Annotated in this window: 10 protein-coding genes and 1 pseudogene; 7 read left to right on the top strand and 4 right to left on the bottom strand. The window is 68.2% G+C overall.

Annotated elements, in window-relative coordinates; all coding sequences use genetic code 11:
• Positions 1–121 precede the first annotated feature (121 nt).
• The 4 genes from ACWCSD_RS36120 to ACWCSD_RS36105 all read left to right on the top strand — a co-directional run bounded on the left by ACWCSD_RS36120 (position 122) and on the right by ACWCSD_RS36105 (position 4,178).
• Entirely contained in the window at positions 122–1,000 is an 879-nt protein-coding gene (locus ACWCSD_RS36120) for an ABC transporter ATP-binding protein (RefSeq protein ID WP_397166745.1), read from the top strand.
• A complete protein-coding gene (locus ACWCSD_RS36115) occupies positions 997–1,758 on the top strand; it encodes an ABC transporter permease (protein ID WP_397166747.1) in 762 nt (253 codons plus the stop codon). The genes ACWCSD_RS36120 and ACWCSD_RS36115 overlap by 4 nt, the downstream gene beginning before the upstream one ends.
• Positions 1,759–1,767: 9 nt before the next feature.
• Complete coding sequence (locus ACWCSD_RS36110) at positions 1,768–2,967, top strand: cytochrome P450 (protein ID WP_449921724.1); 1,200 nt, start codon at positions 1,768–1,770, stop codon at positions 2,965–2,967.
• Between the two features lie 332 nt (positions 2,968–3,299).
• Positions 3,300–4,178 (top strand): recombinase family protein, encoded by an 879-nt coding sequence (locus ACWCSD_RS36105; protein WP_397166750.1) that lies wholly within the window; start codon positions 3,300–3,302, stop codon positions 4,176–4,178.
• 381 nt (positions 4,179–4,559) lie between these two features.
• On the opposite strand, the gene speB is transcribed toward ACWCSD_RS36105, so the two are convergent.
• The 4 genes from speB to ACWCSD_RS36085 form a co-directional block, all read right to left on the bottom strand.
• On the bottom strand, positions 4,560–5,585 hold the full coding sequence (gene speB, locus ACWCSD_RS36100; RefSeq protein WP_449921721.1) for an agmatinase: 1,026 nt from the start codon (positions 5,583–5,585) through the stop codon (positions 4,560–4,562).
• A gap of 37 nt (positions 5,586–5,622) precedes the next feature.
• Complete coding sequence (locus ACWCSD_RS36095; RefSeq protein WP_397166754.1) at positions 5,623–6,516, bottom strand: LysR family transcriptional regulator; 894 nt, start codon at positions 6,514–6,516, stop codon at positions 5,623–5,625.
• Positions 6,517–6,771: 255 nt separating this feature from the next.
• Positions 6,772–8,052, bottom strand: a complete 1,281-nt coding sequence (locus ACWCSD_RS36090) for a M14 family zinc carboxypeptidase (protein ID WP_397166756.1) — start codon at positions 8,050–8,052, stop codon at positions 6,772–6,774.
• Positions 8,053–8,054: 2 nt separating this feature from the next.
• A complete protein-coding gene (locus ACWCSD_RS36085) occupies positions 8,055–9,710 on the bottom strand; it encodes an ABC transporter substrate-binding protein (protein ID WP_449921716.1) in 1,656 nt (551 codons plus the stop codon).
• 104 nt (positions 9,711–9,814) lie between these two features.
• Between ACWCSD_RS36085 and ACWCSD_RS36080 the strand changes: the two genes are divergently transcribed.
• From ACWCSD_RS36080 to ACWCSD_RS36070, 3 genes and pseudogenes are all read left to right on the top strand, one after another.
• Complete coding sequence (locus ACWCSD_RS36080; protein WP_449921713.1) at positions 9,815–10,438, top strand: TetR/AcrR family transcriptional regulator; 624 nt, start codon at positions 9,815–9,817, stop codon at positions 10,436–10,438.
• Positions 10,435–11,382 carry an ABC transporter permease gene (locus ACWCSD_RS36075; RefSeq protein WP_397166761.1) on the top strand — a complete coding sequence of 316 codons (948 nt, stop codon included), beginning with the start codon at positions 10,435–10,437 and terminating at the stop codon, positions 11,380–11,382. Before ACWCSD_RS36080 ends, ACWCSD_RS36075 begins: the two co-directional genes overlap by 4 nt.
• A pseudogene (locus ACWCSD_RS36070) lies at positions 11,379–11,626 on the top strand (hypothetical protein); the annotation flags it as partial. The gene ACWCSD_RS36075 and the pseudogene ACWCSD_RS36070, both read left to right, overlap by 4 nt.

Here is an 11,626-nt window from a genome sequence, read left to right as displayed (position 1 = left end):
GCTCCAGCGCCCCATCCAGAATCCGGCACCTTGCGTTTGTCATACGTCCTACTATACCTTCCGGAAGGTAAAGTTAAAGCGCTGTCAGGGCTCGCACCGCCCCCGAAGAAGCCCCTCGCAGATGCCGGTCGCGGTACCGGCGGCGTACGGCGACAGGGCCGACCAGGCATCCGGCGATACGAGCGACAACCGGGTCGGCGAAGAGTGCCGACGTATAAGACAGGACAACCTGATGACGACACAGCAAGCACCACCGATACGGGTGCGAAACCTGCAGAAGTCATACAAAGAGCTCCACGTCCTGCGCGGCGTGGACTTCGACGTGGCACGCGGCAACATCTTCGCCCTGCTCGGCTCCAACGGCGCCGGCAAGACCACCGCCGTGAAGATCCTTTCGACCCTGCTCAAGGCCGACGCGGGCACCGCCACCGTCAACGGATTCGACGTCGCCACCCAGGCCGGTGACGTGCGCGAGTCCATCAGCCTCACCGGGCAGTTCGCCGCCGTCGACGAGATCCTCACCGGACGGGAGAACCTCGTCCTGGTCGCCAGGCTGCGCCACCTCAAGAACCCGGGCCAGGTCGCCGACGACCTGCTCACGCGCTTCTCACTGACCGACGCCGGCGGCCGGAAGGTGTCGACCTACTCCGGCGGCATGCGGCGCCGCCTCGACATCGCGATGAGCCTCATCGGCAACCCGCCGATCATCTTTCTGGACGAGCCGACGACCGGGCTCGACCCACAGGCACGTATCGAGGTGTGGCAGGCGGTCAAGGACCTCGCGGACAACGGCACGACCGTGTTGCTCACCACGCAATACCTGGACGAGGCCGAACAACTCGCTGACCGGATCGCGATCCTCCACGAGGGCCGCATCATCGTCGACGGCACCCTGCAGGAGCTCAAGCGGTTACTCCCGCCCGCCAAGGTCGAATACGTCGAAAAGCAGCCGACCCTCGAAGACGTCTTCCTCACTCTGGTCAGTAAGGACCCTCGATGACCAAGCACTTCCTCGGGGACACCGCGGTCCTGACGGGCCGGTCACTGCGCCACATCTCCCGCAGCATGGACACCATCATCACGACCGCGATCACCCCGATCGCCATGATGCTGCTGTTCGTCTACGTCCTCGGGGGCGCGATCAGGACCGGCACGGACTCCTATGTCACCTACCTGTTGCCCGGCATCCTGCTCATCACGATCGCCTCCGGCATCGCCTACACCGCCTTCCGGCTCTTCATGGACATGAAAAGCGGCATCTTCGAACGTTTCCAGTCCATGCCGATCGCCCGCTCATCGGTGCTGTGGGCACACGTGCTGACCTCGCTGGTCGCCAACCTGATCTCGCTGGTGGTCGTGGTACTGGTCGCCCTGCTCATGGGCTTCCGCTCCAGCGCGGGCCTGCCGGCCTGGCTCGCGGTCGCGGGCATCCTGCTGCTGTTCACCCTGGCGTTGACCTGGCTGGCCGTCATCCCCGGCCTCACCGCCACGTCTGCCGACGGCGCCAGCGCGTTCTCCTACCCGCTCATCTTCCTGCCGGTGATCAGCTCGGCGTTCGTGCCCACCGACACCATGCCGGGTCCGGTGCGGGCCTTCGCCGAGCACCAGCCGGTGACCTTCATCGTCAACGCCGTACGCGACCTGCTCACCCAGCAGCCGGTCGGCACCGACATCTGGATCGCCCTGGCCTGGTGCTTCGCCGTCCTCGTCGTCACCTACGGCTGCGCCATGCGCGTCTACCGCCGCAAGATCTCCTAGGGAGTGATCATGGAACACGCCGTCAAGAGGCTTCCGACCGAGCGCCGGCCCGGCTGCCCCTTCGACCCGCCCAAGGAGCTGATCGAGGCCCGAGACCAGAGCCCGATCAGCCGCCTCACCTTCGCCGACGGCCACCAGGGCTGGCTGATCACTGGGTATGACCTGGTCAGGGCTGCGCTGGCCGACCGCCGGCTCAGCTCGCGCAAGGAGCTGCTGCGTCACCACCCGCTGATCGACTTCGGCGACATCGAGGTCCCTCCGGCGCCGCCGGGTGAGTTCCTGCTCATGGACGACCCACAGCACAGCCGCTACCGCAAACCGCTGGTGGGCAAGTTCACCGTGCGCCGGATGCGGTTGCTCACCGAGCGCGTGGAGCAGGTCACCGCCGAGCATCTGGACGCCATGGCCAACGCCGGTCCGCCGGCCGACCTGGTGACCGCGCTGGCCAAGCCCATCCCGGCTGTCATGATCTGTGAACTGCTCGGCGTGCCGTACGGCGACCGTGACCTCTTCCAGGGGAACGTCGGCAAGTTCATGGGCGGGGAGACCAGCGACGAGGACCTGATCGCCGCCTACGCCGCGGTCCAGACCTACCTCGCCGAGCTGGTGGCCGCCAAACGCGCCCACCCCACCGACGACGTACTCAGCGACTTGACCGACACCGACCTCACCGACGAGGAACTGAAGGGTGTCGCCCTGATCCTGCTGGCGGCCGGGCTCGACACCACCGCCAACATGCTGGCATTGGGCACCTTCGCGCTGCTGCAGAACCCCGCGCAGCTGGCCGCGCTGCGCGCCGACCCCGCCCTCGTGGAGAACGCCGTGGAGGAACTGCTGCGCTATCTGAGCGTCGCCCAGCATTCCGTCAGGGTGGCGCTGGAAGACATCGAGCTGGGCGGCCGCACCATCTCGGCCGGGGAGATGCTCATCTTGGCCCTCGCCACCGCCAACCGCGACCCGGAGCGCTTCACCGATCCACACACGCTCAACCTGCGCCGTCAGCAAGGCGGGCACGTGGCCTTCAGTCACGGCATCCACCAATGCCTGGGCCAGCAACTGGCCCGCATCGAGATGCGCGTTGTCTTCTCCGCCCTGGTCAACCGCTTCCCCACACTCCGGCTCGCCGTACCAGCCGAAGAAGTTGCGCTGCGCCCAGAGACGGCAGACATCTACGGGGTCAAGAGCCTTCCCGTCACCTGGGACGCCTGATTTCCAGGATGTCCATCCGGCGATCCCCGCGCCCCGGAGCGTAGGCTCTCCGCATCCTTCACCGTCGTCCGGCGACTCGGGGAGGCAGACCAAGTACGGGAGAAAGGGATAGTCATGTCGCTGACCAGGGCGATCACACGGCCCCACGCGTGACGTCGTCGAGCGGGTGATGGCGAGCGTGCTGGCGGCCCGCGCTGCGGGGCGGGCCGGTGTTTCATAAGCCCTCACCTATGAAACATCGGGCTCGGCCAGTCACGATCAGGGCGGATCGTGTTTCATAGGACGTTGCAAATCTCCCGCCTGATGAAACGTACTTATGAAACACTCGCGGGGTGAGCGATGATAACTTCCTGCGGGTGGAAGCCCACGACTGCCCGATGACCTCGTGTGCGGCTCCGGCCGGGTCGCCCTGCCGTACCGGCCGCGGCAAGGTCGCGGCGCAGTACCACACCGCACGCTTCCGGCTCGTGCCCGATCTGGCCAAGTCCCTCGCCGTGGCGGTCCCGGCGGTGCGTAAGCCCGGCACGACGTGGAAGGCCCTGCCACGTCCCGCCGCAGCCAGCGCCCAACCGGCGGGGCATGCTCGCATCGGCTACGCCCGCGCCTCCACCGTCCGCCAGTCGCTCGACACCCAGCTGGATGCGCTCAAGGCCGCCGGCATCACCCGCGTCTTCGCCGAGAAGATCTCCACCCGCGCCGTCGTCCACCCCGAACTCGAGCGCGCCCTCGCCCTGGCGGCCGAGATGCAGGCCTCAGGCCTGGCGGTCACCCTGGTCGTGCACGAGCACAAACGGCTGGGCCGCGGCATCGAACTGGCAGCCCTGGCCGAACAGCTCCGGGCCGCGAGCATCGGCCTGGAGTTCCTGTCCGGCGAACTGCAGGGCAGCCACGACCCGACCGGGATCGTCTTCACCGTGCTGGCGGCGCTGTCGGGCATGGAGCGCGAGTACATCCGCGACCGCACTCTGGAAGGCCACGAGTCGGCCCGCACCCGCGGCAAACACATCGGCGGCGCCGCCGTCACCGACGAATCCATGCTGTCCATGGCATTGCACCTGCGCGGCCAGAACCTCAGCCTGCGCGACATCGCCGCCCGCCTGGTCATCACCCGCGGCAAGAAGAAGGGCCAGCACCCGTCCCCGGCCACCGTGCTGCGCATGCTCCGCGACCACGACGAAGCGACTGCGACCCCTGCCCCGTCAGGGCCGTGAACTGGAGAGATGGCGCTCGTTTGGGGCTGGTGACACGTTCGTTAACGGCACCTCAACCTCGGCTCGTCGTCGCCCATGATCCCACCGTAGACGCCTCGTGACTGCCGTCCAGGCCCGTGTATCGCCGCAGGTCAGGCAAATCCGTTGGAAATTTCCCCGGGACTACAGCGAGGCCTGCCAGGTAACACCTCAAGGTTCGAGTGGCGCTTCGCCACCGACTTGACCCAGCCGTTCGAGCTGGAGGATAGGCACTTCACCGTGTCGGCCAGTCCGGGCACCGGCCTGGATCCAGTGCCGGACATCCTGGCGGCGGTTATGACCGCCAGGCATTTGATCGAGCTCTGCTGTCAGAGCGCTCGGCCTGTGGGGCGCCTTCGTGCTTCAGTAGCTGTCGAGCAACGGCTGGCTGCGATCCCATGGCTCGAGCCCGCCGTTCTTCTCTGCCTGCTGGCGGGCGAGACCAGACAGCGCTTCCAGCACGATCCGGCTGCCGAGCATGGCGGTGATGTCGGATTGATCGTGGCCTGGAGCGACCTCGACCACCTCGACACCGACGATGGGCAACTCGTAGGCAAGCCGTCGTACGGCGTCCAGCAGTTCGCGTGAGGTCAGTCCGCCAGGCTCGGGGGTTCCAGTGCCCGGGGCCATTCCAGGATCGACCACGTCGACATCGATCGACAGATACACGCCATCACAACCGTCGACGGCAATCTGCGCGGCCTCGTCGAGGCAGGTGTTCAGGCCACGCTCGACGACCTCGGTCATCTCGTAGGAGCGCATCCGCTGTTCGGCCATCCAGGTGAGCGTCTCGGGCCCGGGCCAGTAGCCGCGCAGCCCGATCTGCAGAAATCTGTCACCCCTGGCGGCACCGGACTCGATGAGGCGGCGCATCGGCTGCCCGTGGCCGATGAGCGAACCGAAGGAACTGTCTCCGGTGTCGGCATGGGCGTCGAAATGCATGATCGAGACCCGGCCCCAGCCGACTGCGCGGGCGACGCCCGTGACGTTCGGCAGGGCGATGGAGTGATCACCGCCCAGTACAAGTGGAATCTTCCCGGCCGCCGAGACGATGTTCACGGCCCGCTCCAAGGCTGCGTGGGCACCGTGCGCGTCACCGCTGAACATCTCCACATCTCCGGCGTCTTTGACCTTGAGGTCGAGCAGGCCGTCCACGCCCAGGGCCAGAGAGGGGCGGGTGCCATCGTGCCCGAGGTAGCAGGCCTGGCGGATGGCGCCGGGACCGAATCGGGCGCCTGCCCGGTAGGAGGTGCCGCCGTCGTATGGAGCACCCAGGATGACGACCTGGGCCTCGCTCCAGGTTTCGGGCTGGTCGAGATCACAGGCAGGCACGCCGAGGAACGTGAGGTCAGGGCCGTACATGGCGCCGTAACGGGTCATGTCGCCCATCGTCGCAGTCAGGCGACACGGCCGGAATGCCCCGGTTTTAGGCAGCGGCTCCATAGTGGCTATGGAGCTGCGCGCGAAGCCGTTCGACGAGGGGCGGCTGCGGGCCGGCAGGGGTGACGAACAGGACGCTGCGCGCGCCGATGTCCTGCGCCGTCTCCCGGGCGACGACGTCGTGCCCCTGCTCCAGCGCGAGCTCGGGCACCAACGCGACCGCGCCACCCGCGGCCACGAATCCGTGGATCACGCTGTAGTTGTCCGTACGCAGCACGATGCGGGGGCGAAAGCCGAGCAGTTGGCAGGTGGCGAAGAGTGTTTGGTCGCTCGGGTCGTAGCCGCCGGCGGAGATGATCCAGCCCTCCTCGGCGAACTGCCCGAGATCGACGGGACCGGCGGCGGCGTACGCCGCGGGCAGCAGCAGGCGGAAAGGATCGTCGAACAGTTTCTCCACGTACAGATCCGATCCGTAGCGCGGTGTGACACCCGCCACGTCGTAGATCAGTGCACAGTGCAGCGACCTGGACCTGACCCGGGTGAGCAGCTCAAGGGGCTCGGCCTCGGTCAGTTCGACGCGAACCCCGCTGCCCTCGGTCGCCCGCCGCAGCGGGCGTGGGAGCAGTTTCGTGGCGGCGGTGGTGAAGGCGCCGACGCGCAGAGTGGCCAGGCCGTGGGCCAGACGGGCCTGCACATCCGACTCCACCACAGCGATCCGGTCGAGCACCCCGGCCGCGTGCTCCAGCACCATCGCGCCGATGTCGGTCAGGACGGCACCGGCAGGGCTCCGTTCGACCAGGCGGGCACCGAGGTGGGATTCCAGGGCCTCCAGGTGGTAGCTGATCGTGGGCTGGCCGAACCGGAGCTGCCGGGCCGCCCCCGCCAGGGAGCCGTTCACCGCGATGGCGCGCAGCACTTGGAGCTGACGCAGGTCAATCATGCAGTCGGGGCACCGCCTCAAGCAGGGTGCGCCTCGAGAGATGACGAGGCGCACGGATCAGTTCGCAGTCGATCCAGTCTCCACGATCGGATGTGGTGCATCACGACGATGGTGTGGGCCACATGGCGGCCCGCGGGGAGGCTGTGCGACGAACACCATCGAAAGGCGCTCGTCCGGCGGTTCACCTGGTGCGATGCGTCGGAGCCCCGCATGAGGCCACGTCGAGTCGCCGGCGAAGTCCCCGCGGGCGGTCGCTTACAACAGGCTCGCAGTGGTCAGCGCCATGCCGACGTGCGCCCGGACGGCGGGCCCGAGTCCGACGAAGGTGAGTTCGCTCTCGTCCTCAGCCGAAGCGACCAGGGTGTTCGACACCTCGGTCAAGACGCCGGCGACCTGCGGAGTCAACGGCGATCTCTTCGACTCGTCTCGGAGAAACGCTGTCAGATGTCCCGTGCAGCGCAGGGTGTCGAGCAGCACGTCCTCGGCCACTGATCGGGCGTAGGCCTGGGTGCACTGCTGGTCGGCCGGCTCCAGGCCGGGCTCGGGACCGGCGCTCAGGGAACGCAGTTGCTCCAGCACCCCCCGGCCTCGAGGGGTGTCGAGGTCGTGGTGGGCCCGAACGGCGGCGACCCAGCCGGTCATGCGAACGGCCAGGTCGGCTCTGGCTGCCTGGGCGGCGTCGTGGACCTGCCGGAGGGTTTGATCGCTGAGAGCGTCGTCGTCCATGAAGGCGTGGACCCACATCGGTGGCTCCTGGACGACGCCCACGGTGCCGTATGCCAGGGCGTACTCGGTGCTCGACAGCATGCCGCCCGCTGGATCCGACATCTGGAAGAGTCCACGGCCAAGGACGTGGACGTCGAGTTCGGGACGGCCCCCGTGAATGGGCAACCCTGTTGCCTCACCGGTCTCTCCGAGCCCTTCGACCAGGCCGGGCAGATCCTGGGTGACATACGCGAAGAGACCGCCGGTCTCGCCGTTGTGCATGGTGATCAGCAACGTCGGCCGCAAGTTGTCGATGACAGCGGCGACGGCCGCCGACTCTGGGATCGGGTCGAGGCCGGGCGGGTCGAGGTCGGGTCGGGAGAACGTCCACTCGTACTGCTCGGGGAACGGGGGGCGGTAGATGTGCTCGGCGTAGTGGCGGCGGGTGTAGGGGCCGGCGTACCAGCCGTAGTTGAGAGCAGCGCCGTCGGGGTCCACACACGGCACGAGATGCCAGACCAGGCCCAGTTCCTTTACCAGCGACGGATCCTCGGCAAGAAGTTCGCCGAGGGCCAGGGCTCCCAGCGTGCCGGTGGGCTCGTTGGGGTGGGGCATGCCGGTGACCACGGCGTGCCGGTCACCGCGTGCGGCCCCTGCGCTCACGGAGAGCATGGTGAGCGGCAGCCCGGCACGAGAGGTGCCGATGACCTCGAGTGCCGTCGTCTCCGGGTGTCGCGCGTGGATCCGCCGCAGCCGATCTTCGATCTCGGGAAGGGTCGGGAAGTGGGAGGCGTCCGGAACCCGTTCGAGGTATCGCTTGAGTCGTTCCATGCTCAGCGTCCTCCGAGCGTCGTGAGCCAGGGCGAGTAGAGGCTGTAAGGGCTGGCGGAAGTCACGCCGCCGAGGCGGTTGTTGAGGAACATGGCGCCGAGGCTGTAGGCGATGGGAATCCACACTCTGTCGCGCGTGATGGCCTGCTGGGCCTGGATGACGAGCTGAGCGCGCCGCTCGGCGTCAGGGGTCGAGCGGGCTTTATCGAGAAGCGCGGCGACCTTCGGGTTGTCGTACCCGCCGAAGTCGGCGGCCGATCCCGGCGTTCCGATCTGCTGGTAGAGCTCAAGGGGGTCCGGGATGTCGGCGAACCAGTCGGTGACGAACGCGTCGACCTTGGCGCGGGCGTCGGCGCTGGAGAAGAGCGGGTAGAAGTCCGCGTCGGGCATCGACTTGATCGTGATGTCGAAGCCCGCCTGCTTGGAGTTGCTCTGGATGGCTTCACCGACGCGCACGAGGTCGGCCGATCCGGACGGGACGGCGATCGTGACGGCCGGGTGGGGGGTGCCCGCCTGGGCGAGGAGTCGTTTGGCGGTGGCGATGTCCCGCCGGGGTTCGGGCAGTGCGTCGTAGGCCTGCTGGAAGGTGGCGGTGGCGTAGCTGAACGCGCCGGGGGGCACGATGGCGCGCAGGGGCTTCGCGGTGGGGCCGAAGATCGTGGAGATGATGCCGGGGTAGTCGATGGAGTACGACAACGCCTCGCGCACCAGGGGGTTCGCCAGCGGACCGGTGCCGGTGAGCCGGGTGGGCACCACAGCGGTCTGCGCGGTCGAAGGCCCGAGGTACATCTTCCCGCCGGCCGTGTTCGTCAGCTTGGACAGGGCGGCGCCGCCCGGGACGGAGAAGGTCCCGTCCACGTCGCCGTTGGCGAGGGCGGAGGCGACGGTGCTGTCGTCGGCGATGAAGGTGAACTTCACCCGCCGGGCCAGGAGCGGTCGCCGGCCCGCGCCCCACCAGCGGTCGTTGGCGGCCAGCGTGATGCTGTCGCCCTTCTTCCATGACTCCACCGTGTACGGACCGGTGCACACGATGCCGCCCCGGGCGCTGCCGAACGCTGTTCCGGCCTTCTCGGCGGCCGCCTTCCTGACGATCTGCCCCATCGGAGTGGCGAGCATCCCGGTGAAGATGGTGTCCGGCTGCTTCAGGGTGATCGTGACCGTGCGGGTGTCGGTGACGGTGACCTTCTCCAGGCGGACGGCGAACTGGCTCCAGTAGGACCCGGAGGCGGGGTCGGTCACCCGCTTGAGGCTGAAGGCGACGTCCTCGGCGGTCAGGGGGTGTCCATCGCTGAAGGAGACCCCCGGCCGCAGGTGCACGACGTAGGTGGTGGGGTCCGGTGTGCTGATCGACGTCGCCAGTCCCGGCTCCACGGAGCCGCCGGGCGTGAAGGTCAGCAGCGATTCGCACACGTTGGAGCTCACCCACAGGTCGGCTCCGTTGAAGGCCTTCGTGGGGTCGAGGCTGGTGGGCTCGCCGGGGAGGTTCCACGTGACCGACTCGACTCGTTCCGTGGCCGCGGGTGCGGCGACCGGATGGCCTTCCGGCGCGGTGGCCGGCCTGTCGTCGTGCGCGCGCCCGCAACCGGTGAGGACCAGGACGGCGCCGACGACGGCTGCGACCGGTCCGGCCGGCCGGCGTCGACGAAGCGGGTGGGACATCGTGTGCCTCCTGAGGACGAAGCAGGGGAAGGACCGGCGAAGGTGTTGAACATTTGCACAAGAAAGTCTTGAACACAAGTACAACTTTGGGTTGAATGTCCGCCATGCCGACCCACTCGCACCCCAAGGGGGAGCAGACCCGTCGCCGCATCCTCGACGCGACTTTGCAGGTGATCGCGGACGCGGGAGTCCGTGCCGTCACCCATCGCAGCGTGGCCAGGCAGGCAGCAGCGGCACCCGGGCTGATCACCTACTACTTCTCCAGCACCGACGCGCTGATCGCGGGCGCCTTGGCCGATGTCGCCGCCCAGGAGGCCGCGGCGTTCGCACGGCTGCGCGCCCAGGTGGAGGAGACGGGCGACGACCCGGCCGCACTGGTGGAACTGTTCGTCGCCGAGGTCATGAGCCGTGCGGGCGAACGGAAGGTGACCACGACCGCCACCCTCGCGCTGACCCTCGAACTGGCAGGACAACACTTCGACCGAAGCGCCTTCGAAGCATGGGAGGCGAGCGGGTTCGCGCTGTGCGACGCCACAGTCCGGGCGCTGGGCGGCGAGCCGGATCCCGACCTGACCCAGTTCCTGTCGTCCACCCTCGACGGCCTGTTCCTGTCCGCCGTCATATCGCCGAACGCTCACTACCTGGAGAGCGCGACGCGGGCGGGCCTGACCCACCTGTTCGACGGACTCAGGATGCGTCCATCCGATCGGCGACCGGCCGGCTCATGACCAGATTCGTCCTGTCGCGCATCGGCATCTTCGTGGCCACGCTCTTCGCGGCGAGCATGGCCGTGTTCGCCAGCATCCTGCTGGCGCCCGGTGACCCCATCGACTTCCTCCTGGGCAACCGGCCGTCCACACCGGCGCAGCGCGCCGCCCTGGCTGAGCAATACCACCTCGACCAGCCCTTCGCCGAGCGCTACGTCTCCTGGCTGCGCGGACTGCTCAGCGGCGACCTCGGCGAGTCCATTCAGCAGCACGCACCGGTCTCGGAACTGCTGCGCACCGCCGCTCCGACGACGGCGCTGCTGGTGCTGATGACCTTCCTCATCGTGGTGGCGGCGGGGTTGCTGCTCGGCGGACTGGCCAAGCGCCGGTCCCGGCTGGTCGACGACGGCGTCTCGGCCCTGATGAGCGTCAGCATCGCCACCCCGGCGTTCGTCGCCGCGACCGTCCTGATCTCGGTGTTCGCCGTGGGTTTCGGCTGGTTCCCCGTCTTCGGCCAGGGCACGGGATGGGGTGATCGCCTCCATCATCTCGCGCTGCCCGCCATCGCGCTGTCGGTCGGCTGGTGGCCCGTGGTCGGCTCGGTCGTCCAGACGTCGATCCGCGAGGAGATGGGACGGGAGCACGTCGAAACGGCGTTCGGCCGCGGCCTGCCACGCCGGCACGTGTTCCGCAGGCACGTCCTTCGCAACTCCCTGGTTCCGATCGTGACCGCGGCCGGTCTGTCCCTGGCCGGCATGGTCGTCGGCTCCGCCATCGTCGAGACGGCCTTCCAGCTCAACGGCCTCGGCGGGCTGCTGATCAGTTCGGTGACGCAGAAGGACTTCCCCGTCGCGCAGGCCATCGCGATGGTCCTGCTGGTGATGTTCGCGCTCACCAACCTGCTCGTCGACCTGCTCACGGCCTTCCTCGACCCACGCGTCCGCTCCCAGTGGAGTCCGTCATGACCTTGCTCAATCAGCTCACCCACCCGGACACGTCGGGCATGCGGCGGCGTCTTCCGCGCATCGCCGGGCTGGACCTGCCCGGCCACATCGCCCTCGCCGGCGTCGTCCTCTTCGCCGTCCTGGCGCTCTTCGGGCCGCTGCTCGCCCCGCACGACCCCGACGCGGTCGAACTGTCGCAGGCGTACTGGGGTCCGGACGCAGGTCACTGGCTCGGCTGCGATGATCGTCGGCGGGTTCTTCATGG

The sequence above is a fragment of the Nonomuraea sp. NPDC001684 genome, assembly GCF_053596515.1.
Note: the sequence above shows the minus strand (reverse complement) of the source record. Positions and strands in the feature narration are given on the sequence as shown.

Bases quoted from the DNA above. Each gene is read 5' to 3' on its own strand.
- ACWCSD_RS36120 (WP_397166745.1), top strand. From the start codon at position 122: ATGCCGGTCGCGGTACCGGCGGCGTACGGCGACAGGGCCGACCAGGCA.
- ACWCSD_RS36115 (WP_397166747.1), top strand. From the start codon at position 997: ATGACCAAGCACTTCCTCGGGGACACCGCGGTCCTGACGGGCCGGTCA.
- ACWCSD_RS36110 (WP_449921724.1), top strand. From the start codon at position 1,768: ATGGAACACGCCGTCAAGAGGCTTCCGACCGAGCGCCGGCCCGGCTGC.
- speB (WP_449921721.1), bottom strand. From the start codon at position 5,585: ATGGGCGACATGACCCGTTACGGCGCCATGTACGGCCCTGACCTCACG.
- ACWCSD_RS36095 (WP_397166754.1), bottom strand. From the start codon at position 6,516: ATGATTGACCTGCGTCAGCTCCAAGTGCTGCGCGCCATCGCGGTGAAC.
- ACWCSD_RS36090 (WP_397166756.1), bottom strand. From the start codon at position 8,052: ATGGAACGACTCAAGCGATACCTCGAACGGGTTCCGGACGCCTCCCAC.
- ACWCSD_RS36085 (WP_449921716.1), bottom strand. From the start codon at position 9,710: ATGTCCCACCCGCTTCGTCGACGCCGGCCGGCCGGACCGGTCGCAGCC.
- ACWCSD_RS36080 (WP_449921713.1), top strand. From the start codon at position 9,815: ATGCCGACCCACTCGCACCCCAAGGGGGAGCAGACCCGTCGCCGCATC.
- ACWCSD_RS36075 (WP_397166761.1), top strand. From the start codon at position 10,435: ATGACCAGATTCGTCCTGTCGCGCATCGGCATCTTCGTGGCCACGCTC.